A 23339-nucleotide genomic window follows, 5' to 3' on the forward strand; every position below is an offset into this window, starting at 1 on the left:
TCGGGCGGCGGCGGCCCCGGCCCGGTCACGCAGACGGGGGCACGGCCCACCTCGGGGCCGTACGGGATGCCGCCCGCCGGAGCGGCCGGGCAGCGCGGCCAGGGCGACGGCCGGCACCGGGTGCCCGCCTACCTGATCGACAAGCGCAACGGGGAGGAGCTGGTCGGCGAACTGCCCCTGGTCGGCCCGGGCGTCATCGGCCAGTGGCGGACCGACGGTGCGCCGGACCCGCGGTCGGATTCGCGCCCGGACGCGCCGGTCAGGGGCGCGCCGCGCCCGCGTTGATCGCGGCCACCAGGGCGGGGAGCGCGGTCGCCGCTGTGGCGCTCCAGTGCGCCGAGGCGGCGGCGCTCGGGGGTGCGCTCGGGGTTGATCTCGATCACGGGGATCCCGGCAGCGAGGGCGGTCTCGGGGAGGCGGGCTGCGGGGTAGACGATGCCCGAGGTGCCGACCACCAGGACCGCGTCGGCAGTGAGTACCGAGGCCTCGGCGCGGCCCCACGCGTCCAGGGGCAGGGGCTCGCCGAACCACACGATGCCCGGGCGGACGAGCGACAGGCAGTGCATGCACGTGGGCGGCGAGGTGCGCAGTTCCGGGGAGGCGTCGGCATCGTCGGGGAGGAAGGCGTCCGAGCCGAGGTACGGGGTGCCGCAGTGTTCGCAGCGCGGTGCGAACAGGCTGCCGTGGAGATGGGAGATCACGCGGGAGCCCGCGCGCTCGTGGAGGTCGTCCACGTTCTGGGTGACCACGGAGACGGTCCGGCTTCCCGCGAGCTCCGCGAGGGCGATGTGCCCGTCGTTGGGCTCGGCGCGGCGCGCGACGTGCGCGCGCCACTGGTACCAGCCCCAGACCAGCGCGTTGTCGCGCGCCCAGCCGTCGACCGACGCGATCTCCTCGGGTGCGTACTGCTCCCACAGCCCCGTCTGCGCCTCGCGGAAGGTGGCGATCCCCGACTCCTTGCTCATGCCCGCCCCGGTGAGAACGGCGACGGACTCGGCGGAGCCGATGAGCTCGGTGATCGCGGCGGGGACCGGGACTGCGGCAGGGCGATCGGAAGGGTGCATTCCGGGCTGCATCGGCTCAGCCTACCGAGCCGCGCGGCGGCGATGGGGAAGGTAACGATTCGATAACAACTGCTACTCGCGGGAAACATCCGTGATTGCGATCACGTGCGGGTGTACCTGCGCTGATTCACGCGTGTATTGGCGTTCGAATACACCCGTGAATCGATATTCCCAACCTACTCGCCGGTATACCCACTGGTTACATCTGCGCACGTCAGAGGCATCGCGAATCCTGTGGTCTCATGGAATGCGGGTTTTCCGCGGGCCTGCCGCGGACGTGCCGTGAATCCGGCGCGCAGCGAGCTGATCGAGGAGATACATGACTGTCGACGATTTCGTCACCGCGAACGCACGCACCGCGAAGAACCCGCGGAGCAACGACGCTCTCGTGGACAGGTTGGCGGCGGGGGAGCAGTACGCACTCACCTTCGGCGGGCAGGGCGGCCCGTGGCTACCCGGCCTCGTCTCGCTGCTCGAGCAGACCGGCCTGGCCGACGATCCCGAGTACCGCGAGCTGTTCGACGGCTTCGTCGCCCGCGCCGATGAGGCGCTCGAGCCGGTCCGCGCCGAGCTGCTCCGCGCGCAGGCCCTGACCTTCGACCCGATGCGGTGGCGCGACGCCTCCATCGCGGCCTCCGAGGCCGAGACCCCCGATGAGGAGGGCGAGGACGCCGCTCCCGCGCCCGGCTCGCGGCGCGCGCTCGCCCCGCAGGTCGACGGTGCCGTCTTCTCGGTGCCCGGCGTCCTGTTCAGCCAGCTCGTGGCCCTGTACGGGCTCGAGGCGCAGGGCCTGGACCCGTGGGACGTGCCGCCGGTCGCGGCCATCGGCCACTCCCAGGGGCAGCTCGCCGTCTCCGCCTTCGCCTCGCGCGGCAGCGAGGGCGACCTGCTCGCGATCGCGCGTCTGATCGGTGCTGCCGGCCGCGTGGTCGCCCGCCGCCGCGGCCTCGTCGCCCTCGGCGGCGCCACCCCCATGATGTCCGTGTCCGGCGTCCGCCAGGACAAGCTGGAGGCGCTGCTCGGCGACTTCACGGCCACCGTCGCGTTCGACGCGTGCGGTCCCGTGCTCGCCGTCCGCAACAACCGCAGCTCGTTCGTGCTCACCGGCACCCCGAAGCTCTTGGCGGGCTTCCGCGAGTTCTGCGAGTCGGTCGCCGAGACGGAGGAGGCCGAGCGCAAGGAGAAGCTCACCGGCGGCGCCGCGTTCGCACCCCGGTTCGAGGACGTGGCCGTCGACATCGGGTTCCACCACCCGGCGCTCGCCGACGGCGTCGCGCTCGTCGCCGAATGGGCCGAACGGTGCGGCCTCGACGCCGAGACCGCCGCCCGCCTCGCCGCCGCGGTCCTGGTCGAGCCCGTGGACTGGGTCGCCGACGTCGAGTCGGCCATCGCCAAGGGCGCCCGCTGGCTGATCGACCTCGGCCCCGAGGACATCGCCACCAAGCTGTCGGCGGCCCCGCGCGCGGCCGCGGCGTGGGCCTCGTGCCGGCCACCACGCTGCGCGGCGCCCGCAACCTGTTCTCGCCCGGCGGAGTGCCCGAGCTGCCGCTGGCGTGGTCGGAGTTCTCGCCGCGTCTGGTCGAGCTGCCCGACGGCCGCACGGTGCTGTCGACGCGGTTCACCGAGCTCACCGGCCGCAGCCCCATCCTGCTGGCGGGCATGACGCCCACCACCGTCGATCCCGGCATCGTGGCCGCGGCCGCCAATGCGGGCCACTGGGCCGAGCTGGCCGGCGGTGGGCAGGTGACCGAGCCGATCTTCGCCGAGAACGTCGAGAAGCTGATCTCGCTGCTCGAGCCCGGCCGCGCCGCGCAGTTCAACTCGCTCTTCCTCGACCCGTACCTGTGGAAGCTGCAGCTCGGCGGCAAGCGCATCGTGCAGAAGGCCCGCGCCGCGGTGCCCCGCTCGACGGCGTGATCATCACCGCCGGCATCCCCGAGCTGGAGGAGGCCACGGCGCTGGTCGAGGAGCTCACCGAGGCGGGCATGCGGCACGTCGCGTTCAAGCCGGGCACCGTCGAGCAGATCCGCCAGGTCGCGCGCATCGCCGCCGAGGTCCCGCAGTTCCCCGTGATCGTCCACGTCGAGGGCGGTAAGGCCGGCGGCCACCACTCGTGGGAGGACCTCGACGAGCTGCTGCTCGCCACCTACGCCGAACTCCGCGACCGCAACAACGTCGTCCTCGCGGTCGGCGGCGGCATCGGCACGCCGGAACTCGCCGCCGACTACCTGTCCGGCGAGTGGTCGCGCAAGCACGGCGCCCCCGCGATGCCGGTCGACGGCATCCTGGTCGGCACCGCCGCGATGGCCACGCTCGAGGCCACCACCTCGGACGACGTCAAGCGCCTGCTCGCCGAGATCCCCGGCACCCCGGACTGGATCGGCGCGGGGCACGCGGGCGGCGGCATGGCGTCGGGCCGCAGCCAGCTGGGCGCCGACATCCACGAGATCGACAACACCGCGTCGGCCTGCGGTCGCCTGCTCGACGAGGTAGCCGGCGACGGCGATGCCGTGGCCGAGCGGCGCGACGAAATCGTCGCCGCGATGGCCGGTACCGCCAAGCCGTTCTTCGGCGACGTCGACACCATGACCTACGCGCAGTGGCTCGAGCGCTACCTCGAGCTGTCCGTCGGCACCCGCGAGCAGGTCGCCGCGGCGGATCCCGCGCGGTTCGGCGACTACGGCTGGCTGGACATCACGCACCAGGACCGTTTCCTGGCGATGCTGCACCGCGCCGAGGCCCGCCTGGCGGCGGAGGACCGCGGCCCCATCGAGACGGCCTTCGCCGACGTCAGTGCCACCGACGACGCGTACGCCGCCCTCGATCAGCTGCTGCAGCGGCACCCGGAGGCGTCGTCGACCCGGCTGCACCCGGCCGACGTCCCGTTCTTCGTCTCGCTGTGCCGCACCCCGGGCAAGCCCGTGAACTTCGTGCCCGTCGTCGACAAGGACGTCCGCCGCTGGTGGCGCTCCGACTCGCTGTGGCAGGCCCACTCGCCGCGCTACTCCGCCGACGAGGTGTGCATCATCCCCGGCCCCGAGGCCGTCGCGGGCATCACCCGCGTCGACGAGCCGGTCGGCGATCTGCTGAACCGGTTCGAGGCCGAGCTGGTGCGTCGCCGGCAGGGCGCCGGCGACGTCGCCGAGCCCGTCGCCGGCCGCCGCGTGGTGCCGGGCGTCGCGTCCGTCGCGCTGGCCCGGGCGCTCGCCGCCACCAACGTGCTGTGGGCCGGGCGTCTGGTGCACAGCCCCATCGCGCGGCTCGGCGCGGGCAGCACCTGGGTCGCCGACGGCGACGACGCCGTGCTGCAGCCGCAGACGGGCGCCCGCCTGACGGCCACCGGACCGAACGCGGTCCGCCTGGACATTCCGGTGTCGGGGACCGAGCTGGTCATCCCGATCCAGGTCCCGGACAGTTGTGCCGACGGCGGCGTCCCCGTCATCGAGCTCGGCGAGGCGAGCGCGGCGATGTCGAAGCTGGTGGCGCTCGCCGCGGCCGGCGACCTTCCGCAGGTGACCGGTGAGAACGGGGCGGCTACGGCCACCATCGACTTCGAGTTCACGGCCAACGACGCGGCCGACCACGCCGCGATCACCGCCGACAGCCTCCCCACCGGCCTCTCGGCGCTGTACGGCGACGAGCAGCTGGCCGTGCCGGACGCGTTCGTCGGCCTCTGCTGGCCGGCGTCCTTCGCCGTCGTCGGCGCCGCCACCACCGACGAGGGCCGCCCCGTCGTCGAGGGCATGCTCGACCTGGTGCACCTCGATCACGCTATCGAGCTCGCGACCAACCCGACGCCCGGCGCCTACCGCGCCACCGCGCGCTTGGAGGACGTGACCGCGACCGATGTCGGCACCGTGGTCACCATCGGCATCGACGTGCGCAGCCCGGGCGCCGACGCGCCCGCCGTCACGATGACCGAGCGCTTCGCGATCCGCGGCCGCACCGGCTCGGCCGAGCTGGCCGATCCCGTGGCCGCCGGCGGCGCCCGCGGCGAGACCGCCACCGAGACGCCGCGCAAGCGCGTGCGCCAGGCGGTCGTGCAGGCGCCGCAGGACATGAGCGGCTTCGCCGCCGTCTCGGGCGACTTCAACCCGATCCACACCAGCCAGGTCGCCGCGAGCCTCGCCGGCCTGCCCGGCCCGATCGTCCACGGCATGTGGCTCTCGGCCGCCGCGCAGCAGGTCGCGTCCGCCTCGAACGGCGACGTCATGCACCGCAAGATCCGCGGCTGGACCACCCGCTTCCTGGGCATGGTTTTGCCGGGCGACGAGGTGCAGTTCACCGTCGAGCGCGTGGGTATCGACCGCGGCGGCGAGCTGCTCGAGGTCACCGCGAAGGTCGGTGACGACCTGGTGATGGCCGCGACGGCCGTCGCGTTCCCGGCGGTCACCGCGTACGTGTTCCCGGGCCAGGGCATCCAGGGCAAGGGCATGGGCCTCGCGCAGCGCTCGCGCAGCAAGGCCGCCCGCGAGATCTGGGACGCCGCCGACGCGCACACCCGCGAGAAGCTGGGTTTCTCCATCCTCGCCGTCGTCCGCGACAACCCGCTCTCGATCCGCGCGAACGGCACTGTCTACACCCATCCCGACGGTGTCCTCTACCTGACCGAGTTCACGCAGGTCGCCATGGCGACGGTCGCGTGCGCGCAGCTCGCCGAGCTCACCGAGATCGGTGCCCGCGTGGACGATCCGATCATCGCCGGCCATTCGGTGGGCGAGTACAACGCGCTTGCGTCCGCCGGCGTGTTGCCGCTGGGCACGATCCTCGAGACGGTGTTCCACCGTGGCCGCATCATGCAGACGCTGGTCCCGCGCGACGAGGACGGCCGCAGCCCGTACGCCATGGCCGCGATCCGTCCCGAGCTGTTCGAGGTCGACGACGCCGACCTCACCAACTGGGTCGAGGGCAACCTCGAGGGGGCCGACGAGTTCGCCGAGATCGTGAACCTCAACCTGCGCGGCGCGCAGTACGTGGTCGTCGGCAACACCGCCGGTCTGGCGGCCCTGGAGCGCGCGATCGCCGAGCGCACCGGCAGCCCCAAGGCGTTCCAGCAGGTTCCGGGCATCGACATCCCGTTCCACTCGTCGGTGCTGCGCGCCGGCGTGCCGGAGTTCGCCGCGCGCCTGCAGGAGCTGGTGCCCGCCGAGTTCGACTACACCAAGCTCGTCGGCAAGTACCTGCCGAACCTGGTGGCCCGCCCGTTCGAGCTGACGGCCGATTTCGCAGTCTCCATCCTCGACGTGGTCCCCAGCGAGCCGGTGCGCGCCCGGTCGCCGATTGGGATCGCGCCACTGCCCCCGCGGAGCTCATGGCCACCGCCCGCACCCTGCTCATCGAGCTGCTGGCCTGGCAGTTCGCCAGCCCCGTGCGGTGGATCGAGACGCAGGATCAGCTGCTCATCGACACCGACCACGGCGGCCTGGGTGTCGAGCGGTTCATCGAGGTGGGCCTCGCGTCCGCCCCGACGCTCGCCAACCTCGCCAGCCGCACCCTGGCCCTGGCCTCGTACCAGCGCGCGGCCGCGACGGTGCTCAACGCCGAGCGCGACGCGGCGAAGGTGTTCGCGACCGACGAGGACGTCGAGGACGCGGGCGACGACGCTGTCGACGCGCCCGAGGCGGCGGCACCGTCGGCCGCGCCCGCCGCGCCCGCCGCGCCCGTGCCGGCGGCCGCGCCCGCGGCACCGTCGGGCGGCCCGCGCCCGGCCGACCTCGGGTTCGACGCCGCGGACGCCACGCGCGCCATGATCGCGATCTGGACCAAGATGCGTCCGGACCAGCTGGAGAAGACCGACACGATCGAGACGCTGTGCGACGGCGTGAGCTCGCGCCGCAACCAGCTGCTGCTGGACCTGGGCTCGGAGCTCAACCTCGGCGCGATCGACGGTGCCGCGGAGGCCGACCTGCCGACGCTGGCCGGCACCGTCACCAAGCTGGCGCGAACGTACAAGCCGCTCGGCCCCGTGCTCAGCGAGACCGTGGGCAACCAGTTGCGCAAGCTGCTGGGGTCCACTGGCAAGCGCCCGAACTACATCACCGAGTACGTCACCGGCACCTGGGAGCTGGGCCCGGGATGGGCACAGCACACCGTGCTGGCGCTGGCCACCGGCACCCGCGAGGGGGCCTCGGTCCGCGGCGGCGACCTGGCGACGCTGCTCGACGGCCCCGTCTCCAACACCGCGGCGCTCGACGCCCTCATCGACCGCGCGGTCGCCGAGGTCGGCGCCGCGCAGGGCGTGCCCGTGGGCAAGCCCTCGGCCGGCGGCGGTGGCGGCGGCGCCACCGTGGACGCCGCCGCGCTCGCGGAGTTCACCTCCGCGATCACGGGTGAGGACGGCGCGCTCGCGTCGGCCGCGCGAGTGCTGCTCGCCAAGCTCGGCCTCGAGTCGGCCGCGAGTGGGCTGCCCGAACTCGACGACGAGCCGGAGCGGCTGGCCGCGCTGATCGCGACCGAGCTGGGCGACGACTGGGCCACCGCGGTGGCGCCGGCGTTCGACGCCAACAAGGCCGTCCTCCTCGACGACCGGTGGGCCAGCGCTCGCGAGGACCTGCTCCGCGTCTGGAACATGGACCCCGCGACCTTCCCGACCTACAGCAAGCACATCCTGGAGACCGCGAAGGGCGCCGGCAAGGCGCTGCTCGACCAGGCCCGCTGGTGGGAGCGCAAGGCGACCGACGCCGGCCGGAACGAGCACGCCGCGGCCTACAAGTTCCTGGCGGAGCTCGCCGAGTCGACCCCTGAGCCGGGCGTCTACGCCGGCGAGGTCGCCGTGGTCACCGGCGCCTCGGCCGGGTCGATCGCGGCGGCGGTCGCCGGGCGACTGCTGGCCGGCGGCGCCACCGTCATCGCGACGACGAGCCGGCTCGACGAGAAGCGCCTGAACTTCTTCAAGGAGCTCTACCGCACGAGTGCCCGCACGGACGCGGCGCTCTGGGTCGTCCCCGCCAACATGTCGAGCTACGCGGACGTCGACGCCCTCGTCGACTGGATCGGCGAGCGGCAGGCCGAGACGGTGGGCCCCTACACCGTGGTCCACAAGGAGGCCCTGGTCCCGTCGATGCTGTTCCCGTTCGCGGCCCCCCGCGTCTCGGGCGACATGTCCGACGCCGGGCCGCGCGCCGAGCTGGAGATGAAGATCCTGCTGTGGTCGGTCGAGCGGCTCATCGCCGGCTTGGCCGCGATCGGCAAGGACGTCGACCTGGCGTCGAAGCTGCACGTCGTGCTCCCCGGCTCGCCGAACCGCGGCATGTTCGGCGGCGACGGCGCCTACGGCGAGTCCAAGGCGGCGCTCGACGCGATCATCGCCAAGTGGAACGCCGAGAAGTCCTGGTCGGACCGGGTCACGCTGGCCCACGCGATCATCGGCTGGGTCCGCGGCACGGGCCTCATGGGCGGGAACGACCCGCTGGTCGAGGCCGTCGAGGCCGAGGGCGTGCGCACCTGGTCGACGTTCGAGATGGCAGATCAGCTGCTCCTCAACGCGAGCGCGGAGGCCCGCGAGCGCGCCGAGCAGGCGCCGCTGTACGCCGATCTCACCGGCGGCCTGGGCGGCGTGAACCTGGACATGAAGGCGCTCGCCGAGCAGGCCATGGAGGCCCGGCTCGCCGAGGCCGCGGAGGCCGAGGACGAGGGCACCATCGCGGCGCTCCCCGGCGCGCCGGTGGCCACGCTCGCCGAGCCCGAGTGGGGCACCGTCGACGCGCGGCCGGAGGACATGGTGGTCATCGTGGGCGCGGGCGAGGTGGGCCCCTACGGCAGCTCGCGCACCCGCTTCGAGATGGAGGTCGACGAGCGGCTGTCGGCGGCCGGCGTCGCCGAGCTCGCCTGGGTGACCGGCATGATCACCTGGGAGAACGATCCGGAGCCGGGCTGGTACGACGCCGAGTCGGGCGAGTTGGTGCCCGAGGCGGAGCTCGCCGACAAGTACCACGACGCCGTGGTCGAGCGGTGCGGCATCCGCGAGTTCAGCGACGACGGCGACATCGTCGATCAGACCGCGCCGCTGCTGGTCTCGGTGTTCCTCCCCGACGATATGACGTTCGTCGTGGCGAACGAGGCCGAGGCCCGTGCGTTCGTCGACGCCGACGCCGGGAACACCGTCGCGACGGCGCTCGAGTCGGGCGAGTGGCAGGTGACCCGCAAGGCGGGCACCGAGGTCCGCGTACCCCGCCGCACCAAGCTGCTGCGCAGCGTGGGTGGCCAGGTGCCGGACGGCTTCGATCCCACGCACTGGGGTGTCACGCCCGAGATGATGGAGTCGGTCGACCGGCTGGCGCTGTGGAACCTCGTCGCCACCGTCGACGCGTTCATCTCCGCGGGCTTCGAGCCGGCCGAGCTGATGCAGTACGTGCACCCGGCGCACGTGGCCAACACGCAGGGCACGGGCATGGGCGGAATGAGCTCGATGCGCGACCTGTTCATCAACACCCTGCTGGGTGAGCCGAACCAGAACGACATCCTGCAGGAGGCCCTGCCGAACGTCGTCGCCGCGCACGTGGTCCAGAGCTACGTGGGCAGCTACGGCGCCATGATCCACCCGGTCGCGGCCTGTGCGACGGCGGCGGTGTCGGTGGAGGAGGGCGTCGACAAGATCAAGGTCGGCAAGGCCCTGTTCGCGGTCACCGGCGGCTTCGACGACCTGTCGATCGAGGGCATCACCGGGTTCGGCATGATGCAGGCCACCGCCGACAGCGAGAAGATGCTGGCCAAGGGCATCGACCCGCGCCGCTTCTCGCGGGCCAACGACCGGCGCCGGTCCGGCTTCGTCGAAGCGCAGGGCGGCGGCACCGTCCTCCTGGCCCGCGGCGACGTCGCGGCGCAGATGGGCCTGCCGGTCCTCGGTGTGGTGGCCTGGGCGCAGAGCTTCGGCGACGGCGTGCACACCTCGATCCCGGCCCCCGGCATGGGCGCGCTCTCGGTCGCCGCCGGCGGCCCCGAGGCGCCGATCGCCCGTAGCCTGCGGCAGCTGGGTGTGGCGGCCGACGACGTGTCGATCATCAGCAAGCACGACACGTCGACCAACGCGAACGACCCCAACGAGGCGAACCTGCACGAGCGCATCGCCGCGTCGATCGGCCGCTCCGAGGGCGCCCCGATGTTCGTGGTGTCGCAGAAGTCGCTCACCGGCCACGCCAAGGGCGGCGCCGCGGCGTTCCAGCTCATCGGCATGTGCCAGATGCTCAACGATCAGGTGGTCCCGCCGAACCGCAGCCTCGACTGCGTGGACGACGAGATGCGCAAGTACCCGCACCTGGTGTGGCTGCGCGAGACCCACCGGTTCGACGGCAGCTTCCGGCCGAAGGCGGGCCTGCTCACGTCGCTGGGCTTCGGTCACGTGTCCGGCCTGATCGCGGTCGTCCACCGCGACGCGTTCCTCGCGTCGCTGGACGCGCAGGCGCGGGCGGCCTACCTGGCGGCGGCGCGTGAGCGCGAGGTCGCGGGTCAGCGGGCGGTGCTCTCCGCCATGTGCGGCCGGTCGGAGCTGTACCGCAAGCCGCCGGCGGCCGCCGCTTCGGCGCGGACGCCTCCTCGGACGCGACGGACCGCAGTGAGGCCGCGTTGCTGCTGGACGACGACACCCGGCTCGGTCCCGACGGCACGTACTGCGCCGACGGATGCCGGTAGCCCGCTAGGCTGCCCGCCATGGCCGTGGTGGGAGTCGGGATCGACGTGGTGCACGTGCCCGGGTTCGCGGAGCAGCTCGCGCAGCCCGGGACGACGATGCTCTCGTCGTTCAGCCCGGCGGAGCGACGGGACGCCGCCGGCGACGTCCGTTCCTTGGCCGCCCGGTGGGCGGCCAAGGAGGCGGTGTTCAAGGCGTTCTCGTCGGGCTTCTACGCGCAGCGGCCCGCCGAGAAGGAGGTCGGGGCGCGGGAGGTGGAGGTCGTCTCCGATGCGTGGGGACGGCCGGCGGTGCGGGTCCACGGGCGGATCGCCGACGACCTCGGGCCGGGGGCGACAATACATGTGTCACTCACCCACGACGGTGATACGGCGGCGGCAGTCGCGGTGATCGAGAGAACTTAAGAGCGTGACGTTCTCGCCCACGGGCGGGAGTCGATCGCACCTGTTAGAGCCGAAAGGGAACAAGCGAGTGTTCAGCCGAATCGCCATCGTGAACCGGGGCGAGGCCGCGATGCGCCTCATCCATGCCGTCCGCGACTTGGCCGCAGAGACCGGGCAGCAGATCGAGACCGTGGCCCTCTACACCGACGTCGACCGCACGGCGACGTTCGTGCGTGAGGCCGACATCGCGTACGACCTCGGGCCCGCAGCGGCACGGCCGTACCTGAACTACGAGCTGCTCGGCCGCGCGCTGCAGGAGACCGGCGCCGACGCGGCGTGGGTCGGCTGGGGATTCGTCGCCGAGGACCCCGTGTTCGCGGAGAAGTGCGCCGAGGTGGGCGTGACGTTCGTCGGCCCGAGCGCCGACGCCATGCGGCAGCTGGGCGACAAGATCGGGGCCAAGCTCATCGCAGAGGAAGTGGGAGTCCCGGTCGCGCCGTGGAGCCGCGGCCCCGTCGAGACCCTCGAGGACGCCAAGGACAAGGCGAAGGACATCGGCTACCCGCTGATGCTCAAGGCCACCGCCGGCGGCGGCGGGCGCGGCATCCGCATGGTCGCCTCCGACGCCGACCTCGAGGACGCCTACCTGCGCACCCGTGAGGAGGCCGAGCGCGCCTTCGGCAGCGGCGTCGTGTTCCTCGAGCGCCTGGTCACCGGCGCGCGGCACGTCGAGGTCCAGGTCATCTCCGACGGCGAGACCGCGTGGGCGCTGGGCGTGCGCGACTGTTCGGTACAGCGCCGCAACCAGAAGGTCATCGAGGAGTCGGCGTCGCCGGTGCTCGGCGACGAGCAGGTCACCCGCCTCAAGGAGTCCGCGGAGCGGCTGGCCGTGCGCGTCGGCTATTGCGGCGCCGCCACCGTCGAGTTCCTCTACCACCCGGGCGACGACCTGCTGGCCTTCCTCGAGGTGAACACCCGCCTCCAGGTGGAGCACCCCATCACCGAGGTCACCAACGACTTCGACCTGGTCCGTGCGCAGCTGCACGTGGCCTCCGGCGGCAAGCTCGACGGTGCGCGTCCGGCCGAGCGCGGGCACGCCGTCGAGGCCCGCCTCAACGCCGAGGACCCGGACCGGGACTTCGCGCCCGCCCCCGGCCGGATCGCGCTGCTGGACCTCCCCGCCGGCCCGGGTATCCGCATCGACACGGGCGTCTCGCAGGGCGACACCATCCCCGCCGATTTCGATTCGATGATCGCGAAGGTCATCGCCTATGGCAGCGACCGGGAGCAGGCGCTCGGCCGCCTTCGCCGCGCCATGAACGAGACCCGCGTGATCATCGAGGGCGGCGCGACGAACAAGAGCTTCGTGCTCGACCTGCTGAACCAGCCCGAGGTCATCGACGGCAGCGCGGACACCGGCTGGATCGACCGCGTCCGCGGCGAGGGCCGCCTGGTGGCCGACCGGCACACCTCCGTCGCGCTCGCGTCCGCCGCGATCGACGCGTACGAGGACGAGGAGCGCACAGAGCTGACCCGCCTGCTCACCACCGCATCCGGCGGCCGGCCGCAGGTGCAGCACGAGAGCGGCACCCCGCTCGACTTCAAGCTGCGCGGCGCGAGTTACCGGGTGCGGGTGGCGCGCACCGGCGCGCACCGCTTCCGGCTGGTCATCGAGACCGGGGCCGAGAGCCGTTCCGCCGATGTCGATCTGGAGCGCTTCGACCGGCACACCGGCCAGGCCGTGGTCAACGGTGTGCGCTACCGCCTCACCACGGGCACGCACGGCCCCGTTCACGTGGTCGACGTCGACGGCGTCACGCACCGCGTCAGCCGTGACGAGGGCGGCGTGGTGCGTTCGCCCGCACCGGCTCTCGTGGTCGCCGTGCCGCTGGCGGTGGGCGACGAGGTCGAGGCCGGCGCGCCGATCCTGGTCCTGGAGTCCATGAAGATGGAGACGGTGTTGCGCGCGCCGTTCGCCGCGCGCCTGAAGGAGAGCGCGGTCACCGTCGGTAGCCAGGTCGAGGCGGGCGCGCCGCTGCTGCGCCTTGAGCCCCTCGGCGACGGCGACGACGCCGCGGCCGGCGCCGCGGCCGGCCCGATCGACCTGCCCGCCGAGCCCGCGAAGGTCGGTGCCGTCGAGCGTGCGGCCGCCGGCCGAGACGCGCTGCGCAGCCAGCTGCTGGGCTACGACGTCGATCCCGCGGACGAGAGCCGCCTCCTCGACGAGTATCTCGTGGACCGCGTGGCCGCCGAGCTCGAGGGCGCGGCCCCGGCCGCCGAGGAGCTCACCCTTGCCGGCGTGTTCGCCGACCTGGCGGAGCTGGGCCTGCGGCGTCCCGTCGGGGGCGACGACGAGGTGCACAGTCCGCGCGAGCACTTCCACACCTACCTGCGCAGCCTGGACGCCGATCGCGCCGGCCTGCCCGATTCGTACCGCGCCAAGCTGGCGGCCGCGCTCGGCCACTACGGTGTGACGGAGCTGGACCGGACGCCCGAACTCGAGTCCGCGGTCTTCCGCGTGTTCCTCGCGCAACAGCGACCCAAGGTGGGCGTGCGGGTGATCACCGCCCTGCTGCGCAAGTGGCTGCGGGAGCCGGTTCCTACGGGCGAGCAGGGCGCCGACGCGCGCGCCGTGCTCGAGCGCCTGATCGACGCGACCCAGTCGCGGTACCCCGTGATCGCCGACGTCGCGCGCGGTGTGGTGTTCGCCTGGTTCGGGCAGCCGCTGCTGCTCGGCAACCGCGAGGGCGTCTACTCGTCGGTGCGCGAGCACCTGCGCTACCTGGACGAGAACCCCACGGCGGCCGACCGTTCCGAGCGGATCGCGGAGATGGTGCGCAGCACCGAGCCGCTGGTGCTCCTGCTCGGCGAGCGCCTGGCGGCCGGTTCCGCACAGGACAACCCGGTGATGCTGGAAGTGCTCACGCGCCGTTACTACGGCAACAAGGGTCTGTCCGAAGTGCGGGTCGAGGCCGTCGACGGTGCCGACTCGGGCATCTCCTGGGTCGTCGCCGAGCGCGACGGTGCCCTGCTCGCCTCGGCCGCGGTCGCGTACGACGGCCTCGGAGACGCGGTCGCGAGCCTGGCGAAGGTGGCCGACGGCGCCGCGTCCGTGGACGCGGACGTGTACCTGAGCTGGGAGCAGCAGCCCGAGGACCAGGACGAGATGGTCGCGTCGTTCGACAGCGTCCTGTCGGCGCACCCCCTCCCGTCGCAGGTGCGCCGCGTGACCATCACCGTCGCGGGCAGCGGCGGCGCGGTCATGCACCACCACTTCACGTTCCGGGCCGGGGCCAACGGCGTGGCCGAGGACCGCCTGATCCGCGGCCTGCACCCGTACATCGCGCAGCGCATGCAGTTGGAGCGCCTGCGTCGGTTCGACCTGACGCGTCTCACCTCGTCGGACGACGAGGAGGTGTACCTGTACCGCGCGGTGGCCAAGGACAATCCGGCGGACGACCGGCTGGTCGCCTTCGCCCAGGTCCGCGACCTCGCGGCGGTGCGGGACGACAAGGGGCGCATGGTCGCTCTGCCGACCGCGGAGATCGCGCTCGCGACCTGCGTCGATTCGATCCGTCGGGCGCAGGCTCACCGGGCGAACGCCAAGCGGCTCCCGACGAACCGGATCGTCATGTACATCTGGCCGCCGGTGGATCTCACCGACGCGGAACTCCAGGCCCTCGCCGCGCACATCGAGGCCACCTCCGTGGGCGCGGGCCTCGAGGAGGTGCTGCTCATCGGGCGGCGCCGCGACGCGGAGACCGGCGCGCTGGTCAAGACCGAAGTGCGGCTGTCGTTCAGCCCCACCGGTCGCGCCGAGATGCACATCACCGAGCCGACCGACGACGGCGCCGACGTCGTCGAGCCCATCGACGGCTACCGGCAGAAGGTCCTGCGGGCCGCGAGCCGCAACACGGTGTACCCGTACGAGTTGACGAGCGTGCTGGGCGATTTCGTCGAGTACGAGCTGGCGGAGGGCGACATCGCCGACGTGCTGGTGCCCACCGACCGGCCGAAGGGCCGCAACACCGCGGGAATCGTGGTCGGCGTCATCTCCACCGCCACCGATCTGTATCCCGAGGGCGTCAAGCGCGTTCTGCTGCTGGGCGATCCGACCAAGTCGCTGGGCGCGCTCGCCGAGGCCGAGTGCCGCCGGATCGGGGCCGCGATCGACCTCGCGCACCGGATGGAACTGCCCGTCGAGTGGTACGCCCTGTCGGCCGGCGCCCGCATCTCCATGGACTCGGGCACCGAGAACATGGACTGGGTGGCCGCGGCGCTGAAGAAGATCGTCGAGTTCACGCAGCAGGGCGGCGAGATCAACATCGTCTCCGCCGGCATCAACGTGGGCGCGCAGCCGTACTGGAACGCCGAGGCCACGATGCTCATGCACACCAAGGGCGTGCTGATCATGACCCCGGAGTCGGCGATGGTGCTCACCGGCAAGCAGTCCCTGGACTTCTCCGGCGGCGTGTCGGCCGAGGACAACTTCGGCATCGGCGGTTACGACCGCATCATGGGACCCAACGGCCAGGCGCAGTACTGGGCGGCGGATCTCATGGGCGCGCACACCATCCTGATGGAGCACTACGCGCACACGTACATCGCGCCGGGGGAGCAGGCGCCGCGGCGGGCCGCGACCACGGACCCGTCGGACCGCGACATCACGGCCTTCCCGCACGTGCTCGCCGACAGCGACTTCACCACGGTCGGCGACATCTTCTCCGCGGAGAAGAACCCGGACCGCAAGAAGCCCTTCGACATTCGCACCGTGATGCGCGCGCTGTCCGATCAGGACCACGAGGTCCTCGAGCGCTGGGCCGGCATGGCCGACGCCGAGACCGCGGTCGTGCAGGACGTGCACATCGGCGGCATCCCGGTGTGCCTGCTGGGCATCGAGTCGAAGTCCGTGCCGCGCCTTGGCTTCCCCGCCACGGACGGTCCGGACACCTACACGGCCGGCACGCTGTTCCCGCAGTCGTCGAAGAAGGCCGCGCGGGCGATCAATGCCGCGAGCGACAACCGCCCGCTGGTGGTGCTGGCCAACCTCTCGGGCTTCGACGGTTCGCCGGAGTCGCTGCGCAAGCTCCAGCTGGAGTACGGCGCCGAGATCGGCCGCGCGATCGTCAATTTCGAGGGCCCCATCGTGTTCTGCGTGATCTCGCGGTACCACGGCGGCGCGTTCGTGGTGTTCAGCAAGCAGCTGAACCCGAACATGACGGTGCTGGCGATCGAAGGCTCGTTCGCCTCGGTGCTCGGCGGTGCACCCGCCGCGGCGGTAGTGTTCTCGGGCGAGGTCAACGCCCGCACCAGCGACGACAAGCGGGTCCGCCTGCTCGAGCAGCGGCTCGCCGCGGCGAGCGGCTCGGAGCGCGCCGCGCTGGTCGCGGAGCTCGACGAGGCCCGCGGCTCGGTCCGCGCCGAGAAGCTGGGCGAGGTCGCCTCCGAGTTCGACGCGGTGCACAGCATCCGCCGCGCCGTCGAGGTGGGCTCGGTCGACGAGATCATCGCCGCCGCCGACCTGCGCCCGAAGATCATCTCGGTGATCGAGGCCGCACTGTAGGGCTGACACACGCAGGGCACCGTCGGGAATCCCGACGGTGCCTGCGTGCGTCCGGACCGGCTGAGATCAGCGCGCCCGGTAGACCTTGCGGGCGAAGTACAGCCCGACCAGCGACAGCGTGGCCACGGCCATGTAGTAGAAGCCGGGGGCGGTCTTCGACCCCGTCTGCTGGATCAGCCAGGTGATCACCAGCGGGGCGATGCCGCCCAGCGAGCTCACGCCCACGTTGTACGCGATCGAAATGCCGGTACCTCGGATCTGCTGCGGGAAGAGGTCACTGAGCATCGCAGGCAGGCAGCCGAAGTAGAACGCCATGATCCCCCCGAGTAGCGCGATGACCACGACGAAGCTCGTGACGGTCGGCCTGCCGATGACCAACTGCATCAGGGGCACGATGACCACGATCGCGGCAGCGGCCGCGAAGGTCATGATCTTGGCGGGTCCCACCCGGTCCGCCAGTCTGCCGACGAACGGAACACCGACGAGGCCGACCGCACCGGCGACGATTCCGCCCAGGTACGCCGCCGCGGCGGGCACCTGCAGGCTCTTGACCGCGTAGGTGGGCATGTACAGGATCAGGTAGACGGAGATCGTGCCCAGCCCGACGCAGGCGATGCCGGTGAGGATGCGGCCGAGGTGCTCGGTGAGCGCGGACCGGATGGGGGAGGACTCCTTCTTCGCGGTCACGAACTCCTCGGGCTCGGACAGCTTGGACCGGATGTACAGTCCGACGGGGCCGATGAGCAGGCCGACGAAGAACGGGATCCGCCACCCCCACGTGTACAGCTGCTCGGTGGTGAGCGCCTTGAACAGCACGTAGCCGAACGCCGATGCCAACATCATCGAGGCCCTGGCTCGCGACCTGCCAGGACGCGTAGTAGGCCTTGCGATGTGGCGCGGTCTCCACCAGGAAGGTGGTGGACGCGCCGAACTCGCCGCCGGCGGAGATGCCCTGGATGACTCGGGAGAGCAGGATGATCAGAGCACCCCACACGCCGACCGTGGCGTAGGTCGGTGCGACCGCCATGATCAGGGTGCCCACGACCATGAGGCCGAACGTGAGCGTCAGCGCGTTCTTACGACCGTGCTTGTCGGCGTACGCGCCGATCAGGGTGCCGCCGATGGGGCGCACCAGGTAAGAGATCGCGAACGTCGCGAACGTGAGGATCAGTCCCAGGCTCTCGTCGTCACTCGGGAAGAAGTTCTTCGAGATCACCACCGCGAAGGAGGCGTAGACGATGATGTCGAACCATTCCAGCGCGGCACCGATCGAACTGCTGATCACGGCCTTCCGAGCTGCCTTCAGCCGTTCGGGAGTCACCTGGGGGCTGGGCGATGCGCCCGTGGTCGCGGTCATGAACGCACCTCCGCCAGCAGCTCGTCGAGGAAGACCTCGCACAACGCGAGCTGCTCAAGTGCGATGAACTCGTCCGGGGCGTGGCCCTGGGTCATGTCACCGGGGCCGCACACCACCGTGGGAATGCCGGCGGCCTGGAAGAGCCCGGCCTCGGTCGCGTACGTCACCTTCGTGTTACTGGGGATGCCGCCCCAGCCGGCGGCGGCGTCGACCACGCCGGCGCTGCGGGGGGTGTCCAAGCCGGGTGCCGAAGCAACGATCTCGAGTTCGACGGACGCGGCGGGATTCTCCGCCTTCATGGCGGTCTCGATGCGAGCGATCTCCGCGCGGAACAGGTCGACTGTCGCTGCGACGTCGACCGCGCCGATGGACCGGAACTCCAGGCTCAGCGTGCAGTCGGCGGGCACGGTGTTGACCGCGATCCCGCCCGCGATCTGGTTGACCGATGCGGTGGTGAAAGGCACCTCGTAGGCCTCGTCGTACGGCCCGTCGACCCGGAACTGGTCGGCGATGGCACGGGCGAAGCGCACGAGCTCGGCGGCGTATTCGACGGCGTTGACGCCGTTCGGGGTGAGAGACGAGTGCGAGGCGACGCCGTGCAGGCTCACACGCAACAGGGTGATGGCCTTGTGTCCGCGCACGACCTCCATCGTCGTCGGCTCACCGACGATGCACGCCCGCGGCGCGATCCCGGTCCGGACCATGTGCTCGACGAGGGATCCGACACCGGCGCAGCCGACCTCCTCGTCGTAGGACAGCGCGATGTGGATGGGTTCGCGCAGGTCGGTCGCAACGAACTCGGGCAGCTTCGCCAGTACGGTACCGACGAAGCCCTTCATGTCACAGCTGCCGCGCCCGTACAGGCGACCGTCGCGGATCTCCGCCGCGAAAGGGTCGAGCTCCAGGGCTGACCGTCGACCGGGACCACGTCGGTGTGACCGGAGAGGACCACGCCGCCCGCGCGGGAGCCATCAGCTGCGGGGACGGTCAGGAGGAGGTTCGCCTTGGTCCCCGCCGCATTCGGGATCACCACCGGGTCGAGGCCGAGTCCGCGGGCGTGGTCGGTGACGACCTCGATGAGGGGGAGGTTGCTGTTGCGGCTGGTGGTATCGAATCCGATCAGTCGGCTGACCCAGTCCACCGTACGGTTCGTGGGGACCGGTGTGGTTGTTCGTGCTATCGACATGTCTTCTAACTGGTTGGAGCGGGCCTCAGTGGCGAGCCGGGACTTGAACTCGTCGCGGCCTGCGTCGACAATCGCACTGTGCTTCAGATCTCAGACCATTTCGCAGGATTACAATGAAGATGTCCGATTCTCTGCGCGAAACCGTTGTGGACGAGATCGATCTTGCCATTGTCAACTGTTTGCAGATCGATCCGCGCGCGCCCTGGTCGCTGGTGGGCGAGGTCGTGGGGGTGGACCCGGCGACGGCGTCCCGTCGGTGGCTGCGGCTGAGCGGAGACGGTACGGCCTGGATCACGGGCCGCGCCGCCGGTCACGGTGGCGCTGAGTCCTGTCTCGCCGTGATCGAGGTGACCTGTGACGCCCCGTCGGCCCTGGCGATCGCGCGACGGGTCGCCGAGTTCCCCCACGTGTTCAACATCGAGCACACGAGTGGGCCGCGTTCGTTGACGATGCTCGCGAACATGCGCGACATGGCGGCGCTGTCGGACTTCCTGCTCGGCGACCTCGCGCGCATCCCCGGTGTCCTGGGGACGCGCAGCCACGTCGTCATCCAGGTCGTCACGATGGGGGACCAGTGGCGGCTCCGGACGCTGGACCGGCAGCAGATCGCCACGATGAACCGGCATCGTCGGAAGCCGGACCGGCCGCGGGCGAGCGTCCGCGCGTACGACCAGATCGACCGCAAGCTGATCCTGTTGCTGGGAGAGGACGGCCGGATGCCTGTGGGTGCGCTCGCGCGGCGCTGCGGCATCAGTGAGAGCACCGCGCGGCGCCGGCTCGTCGAACTCATCGCCGACGAACGTGTGATCCTGCGCTGCGACATGTCGCTGGCGGCGTCCGGGTGGCCGTTGATCGTGTGGGTGTGGGGAACGATCGACGGCGACGACTCCGTGACCGTCGGCGCGCTGCTGCGCCACGTGCCCGGGCTCCGGGTGTTGTGGCGCATCGTCGGTGGTCGCGCCGACACCCTGCTCGCAATATCGGCACACTCGATTCAGGAGGTCCCGGCGATCGAGACCGCCCTGGCAGAGCACGCGCCCGGGCTGACGGTCCTCGACCGCTCGGTGGTGCTGCGGTCGATCAAGCGGGTGGGCCGGGAGCTCGACGCGTCGGGCCGGGCGGTGCGGGCGGTTCCGATGGACATCTGGTCCACCTGACCGCCGCGCGGACCGCCCGGATCGGCCTACCAGTCAGAGCGCCAGATCCCGACCGATGATCTCCTTCATGATCTCGGACGAGCCGGCCCAGATGCGGGTGACGCGGGCGTCCATCCACGCCCGGGCGGCGCGGTACTCGCGCATGTAGCCGTACCCGCCGTGCAGTTGCACGCACGAGTCGAGCACCTTGTTCTGGATCTCGGCCGAGACGTACTTGACCTTGGCGGCGTCCACGGCGGTGAGCTTGCCCTCGGCGTGCGCGGCGACGGCCTGATCGACGTACGCCTGCACCATCTCGATCTGGGTCACCAGGTCGGCCAGCAGGAACTTGTTGTGCTGGAACGAGCCGATGGACTGGCCGAACGCCTTGCGCTCGCGCGCGTACTCGAGGGTCTCGGCGAGGATCTGCTTGGCGTGCGCGACGTTGCCCACGGCGGAGCCGATCCGCTCCTGCGGCAGCTTCTCCATCATGTGGTAGAAACCGCGGTCCACTTCGCCGATGAGGGCGCTCGACGGGACCCGCAGGTCGGAGTAGAACAACTCGGCGGTGTCGGCCTCGGGCTGGCCCACCTTGTCGAGCTTGCGGCCGCGCTCGAAGCCGGGCAGCGAGCAGTCGACGGCGAACAGCGAGATGCCGCGCGCCTTGGCCTCGGGGTTGGTCTTCGCGGCGATCACCGCCACATCGCAGGTGTAGCCGTTGGTGATGAAGGTCTTGGAGCCGTTGAGGATCCAGTCGTCGCCGCTGCGCACCGCGGTCGACTTGATGGCCGCCAGATCGGACCCGGCGGACGGCTCGGTCATCCCGATCGCGGCCACGGCCTCGCCGGACGCGATCGCGGGCAGCCACTGCTGCTTCGCCTCGTCGGTGCCCAGGCGCACGATGTACGGGGTGGTGATGTCGAAGTCGATGCCCACCGAGCTGGCGAACGCCATCGAGACGGCGGCGAGCTCCTCCTGGGCGATGGCGTTGAAGCGGTAGTCGCCCGCCTCGCCGCCGCCGTACGACTCCGGGATCTCGAGGCCGAGCACGCCCTGCTCGCCGAGGCCCCGCCACACGTCGCGGGCGATGAGCTTGTCGTCGATGTACTGCTCGGCGTTCGGCAGCACCTGCTTCTGCAGGTAGTCGCGAACGGCGGAGCCGAACTGCAGGTGGTCGTCGGTGTAGACGGTGCGTTCCAAAACGGGTCCTCTCAGAGCTTCAGGTCACGGCGCAACTTGGCGACGTGGCCCGTGGCGCGCACGTTGTACTGCGCCACCTCGATCTTCCCGTCACCGTCCACGACGAACGTCGACCTGATCACGCCCGTCACGGTTTTGCCGTACATCATCTTCTCACCGAACGCGCCGTACGCGGTAAGCACCCGCTTATCCGGGTCCGACAGCAACGGGAACGGGATCGCGTCGCGCTCTTGGAACTTCTTCAGCTTCTCCGGCTTATCGGGGGAGACGCCCAGCACGGTGAGGCCGGCGGCGGCGAAATCGGCGAGGTTGTCCCGGAAATCGCAGGCCTGCTTGGTGCACCCCGGCGTCATCGCGGCGGGGTAGAAGTACAGGACGACCCGCTGGCCACGGTAGTCGGACAGCGAAACGTCGTTGCCGTCCTGATCCGGCAAAGTGAAAGAAGGTGCATTAACTCCCGGCTCCAGCCGCGCAGAATTCGTCATGCGGCTACCGTATCGGGCATGGCCTCACTGGACGACAACTCCGGAGCGACCGGCGCGGCCGGCGGCCGGGGTCGCGCGCGGATCCGCAACCTGGCGAGCGCTGCGCTCAACGCGGACGTCACGATCGATCAGGCGACGGCGATGCTCGACGGTCTGGGCACGACCATGGAGAACATGGACCGGACGATGACCGACTTCGATGCGACTCTCGTCCGGATGAACCGCGACCTCGACGAGTTCGAGCGGCTGATGTCGGCGATCGCCACGACGGTGGCGCGCACCGACGCCGCCATCACGAAGGTCAACGCGCTTCTCAGCGCGCCGAACGCGGTGCTCTCGGTCGCGGAGAAGGCGATCGCCGGACCGGCCGACGCCGTCGGCGCGCTGGGGCGCAGGCTGCTGCACCGCGACTGAGCCGCTACAGAGCCCGGCTCACCGCCGATACCCGTTCGACAGTCCCACCAGCAGCTCGGCGACCAGGGCGTTCGGCACGGCGTCGGTGCGCAGCACCGCGGAGACGGGCAGGGTGAACCCCGGCGCGGGCCGGCTGGCGATGCCGGGCTGGCGCGGGTCCTCGTACAGCAGCGTCCAGCCGTCGGGGTGGTTGACCAGCTCGAACGCGACGGGGTGGTCCTCGCGGATCTCGGGTCCCAGCCGCACCTCGAGCCCGTTCGCGGCGAACACCCGTTCCGCGAGGCGGTGCAGCAGCACCTGCTCGTGGGCGGGTGGGAGCAGCAGGGGAAGGGCGCCAGTTCCTCGGCCGACGGTGCCCTCCCGAGCGTCGCGAGGGTGGCGCGTCGAGAACGCGATGAGCGGGTTGTCCACCCAGAGCGGTTCGAGGTAGAGACCGGGCTCGTCGAGCCGGCCGCGGATCAGAGCCAGGTCGGCCTCGCCCGACTTCACGGCGGCGATCCGCTGGGCGAACGGCTTGATGAGGAAGTCGATCTCCGCACCCGCGTGCCGGTCGCGCACCGTCTCGATCGCCGCCAGCGCGGCGCGGGCGAAGGACATGTTGGCGGCGAGCCGGATCCGGTCGGGACGGGGGCGAACGGCGTCGGCCGCCTCGTCCCGCAGCCGGAGCAGGTCGCGGGCGCGGGGGAGCAGGATCTCGCCGGCCTCGGTGAGCCGGACGCGACGCCCCGTGCGCTCGAAGAGTTCCGCGCCCAGCTCCTTCTCCAGCGTGGCGATCTGGTGGCTCACCGCGGACTGGGAGACGAAGCACTGCCGCGCCGCGCGGGAGAAGCCGCCGTGATCGGCGACGGCCACCAGGTACTCGAGCTGCCGGAACTCCATTCCATCATTATATGAACAGAACAGATCGATAAGATCAGCAGGTAGGC

The 23339-nt window shown here is 71.3% G+C and carries 11 protein-coding genes and 2 pseudogenes; 5 read left to right on the forward strand and 8 right to left on the reverse strand.

Annotation, left to right across the window (positions count from 1 at the left end):
* Positions 1-128: 128 nt before the first annotated feature.
* Positions 129-1076 carry an NAD-dependent deacylase gene (locus MTP03_RS06615; RefSeq protein WP_371820906.1) on the reverse strand — a complete coding sequence of 316 codons (948 nt, stop codon included), beginning with the start codon at positions 1074-1076 and terminating at the stop codon, positions 129-131.
* Between the two features lie 307 nt (positions 1077-1383).
* Here MTP03_RS06615 and MTP03_RS06620 point away from each other — a divergent pair.
* The 3 genes and pseudogenes from MTP03_RS06620 to MTP03_RS06630 all read left to right on the forward strand — a co-directional run bounded on the left by MTP03_RS06620 (position 1384) and on the right by MTP03_RS06630 (position 16635).
* Positions 1384-10691: pseudogene (locus tag MTP03_RS06620) on the forward strand (fatty acid synthase subunit beta domain-containing protein).
* Positions 10692-10709: 18 nt separating this feature from the next.
* Positions 10710-11093, forward strand: a complete 384-nt coding sequence (locus MTP03_RS06625; RefSeq protein ID WP_248491268.1) for a holo-ACP synthase — start codon at positions 10710-10712, stop codon at positions 11091-11093.
* Positions 11094-11160: 67 nt separating this feature from the next.
* Positions 11161-16635, forward strand: coding sequence for a carboxyl transferase domain-containing protein (locus MTP03_RS06630; RefSeq protein ID WP_248491269.1), 5475 nt, complete (start codon positions 11161-11163; stop codon positions 16633-16635).
* A gap of 66 nt (positions 16636-16701) precedes the next feature.
* On the opposite strand, the gene MTP03_RS06635 is transcribed toward MTP03_RS06630, so the two are convergent.
* The 4 genes and pseudogenes from MTP03_RS06635 to MTP03_RS06650 all read right to left on the reverse strand — a co-directional run bounded on the left by MTP03_RS06635 (position 16702) and on the right by MTP03_RS06650 (position 19133).
* A complete protein-coding gene (locus MTP03_RS06635; RefSeq protein WP_248491270.1) occupies positions 16702-17478 on the reverse strand; it encodes an MFS transporter in 777 nt (258 codons plus the stop codon).
* 94 nt (positions 17479-17572) lie between these two features.
* Positions 17573-17992: pseudogene (locus tag MTP03_RS06640) on the reverse strand (MFS transporter); the annotation flags it as partial.
* Complete coding sequence (locus MTP03_RS06645; protein ID WP_371820907.1) at positions 17989-18831, reverse strand: M20/M25/M40 family metallo-hydrolase; 843 nt, start codon at positions 18829-18831, stop codon at positions 17989-17991. The pseudogene MTP03_RS06640 and the gene MTP03_RS06645, both read right to left, overlap by 4 nt.
* Positions 18828-19133 (reverse strand): hypothetical protein, encoded by a 306-nt coding sequence (locus tag MTP03_RS06650; protein ID WP_248491271.1) that lies wholly within the window; start codon positions 19131-19133, stop codon positions 18828-18830. The genes MTP03_RS06645 and MTP03_RS06650 overlap by 4 nt, the downstream gene beginning before the upstream one ends.
* A 164-nt stretch (positions 19134-19297) precedes the next feature.
* Here MTP03_RS06650 and MTP03_RS06655 point away from each other — a divergent pair, with 164 nt between their 5' ends.
* Positions 19298-20335: an Lrp/AsnC family transcriptional regulator gene (locus tag MTP03_RS06655; RefSeq protein ID WP_248491273.1), complete on the forward strand. Its 1038-nt coding sequence runs from the start codon at positions 19298-19300 to the stop codon at positions 20333-20335.
* A gap of 33 nt (positions 20336-20368) precedes the next feature.
* Here MTP03_RS06655 and MTP03_RS06660 read toward each other — a convergent pair whose 3' ends face one another.
* Positions 20369-21514: an acyl-CoA dehydrogenase family protein gene (locus MTP03_RS06660; protein ID WP_248491274.1), complete on the reverse strand. Its 1146-nt coding sequence runs from the start codon at positions 21512-21514 to the stop codon at positions 20369-20371.
* An 11-nt stretch (positions 21515-21525) separates the two neighbouring features.
* Positions 21526-21999, reverse strand: coding sequence for a thioredoxin-dependent thiol peroxidase (bcp, locus tag MTP03_RS06665; RefSeq protein WP_248491281.1), 474 nt, complete (start codon positions 21997-21999; stop codon positions 21526-21528).
* 18 nt (positions 22000-22017) lie between these two features.
* Between bcp and MTP03_RS06670 the strand changes: the two genes are divergently transcribed.
* A complete protein-coding gene (locus MTP03_RS06670; protein WP_248491283.1) occupies positions 22018-22413 on the forward strand; it encodes a hypothetical protein in 396 nt (131 codons plus the stop codon).
* An 18-nt stretch (positions 22414-22431) separates the two neighbouring features.
* On the opposite strand, the gene MTP03_RS06675 is transcribed toward MTP03_RS06670, so the two are convergent.
* Positions 22432-23292, reverse strand: coding sequence for a LysR family transcriptional regulator (locus MTP03_RS06675; RefSeq protein WP_248491285.1), 861 nt, complete (start codon positions 23290-23292; stop codon positions 22432-22434).
* Positions 23293-23339: the final 47 nt, after the last annotated feature.

Source organism: Tsukamurella sp. PLM1 (assembly GCF_023168325.1).
Classification (GTDB): domain Bacteria; phylum Actinomycetota; class Actinomycetes; order Mycobacteriales; family Mycobacteriaceae; genus Tsukamurella.

Bases quoted from the DNA above. Each gene is read 5' to 3' on its own strand.
- MTP03_RS06655 (WP_248491273.1), top strand. From the start codon at position 19,298: ATGTCCGATTCTCTGCGCGAAACCGTTGTGGACGAGATCGATCTTGCC.
- MTP03_RS06670 (WP_248491283.1), top strand. From the start codon at position 22,018: ATGGCCTCACTGGACGACAACTCCGGAGCGACCGGCGCGGCCGGCGGC.
- MTP03_RS06675 (WP_248491285.1), bottom strand. From the start codon at position 23,292: ATGGAGTTCCGGCAGCTCGAGTACCTGGTGGCCGTCGCCGATCACGGC.
- bcp (WP_248491281.1), bottom strand. From the start codon at position 21,999: ATGACGAATTCTGCGCGGCTGGAGCCGGGAGTTAATGCACCTTCTTTC.
- MTP03_RS06615 (WP_371820906.1), bottom strand. From the start codon at position 1,076: ATGCAGCCCGGAATGCACCCTTCCGATCGCCCTGCCGCAGTCCCGGTC.
- MTP03_RS06625 (WP_248491268.1), top strand. From the start codon at position 10,710: ATGGCCGTGGTGGGAGTCGGGATCGACGTGGTGCACGTGCCCGGGTTC.
- MTP03_RS06645 (WP_371820907.1), bottom strand. From the start codon at position 18,831: ATGAAGGGCTTCGTCGGTACCGTACTGGCGAAGCTGCCCGAGTTCGTT.
- MTP03_RS06635 (WP_248491270.1), bottom strand. From the start codon at position 17,478: ATGATGTTGGCATCGGCGTTCGGCTACGTGCTGTTCAAGGCGCTCACC.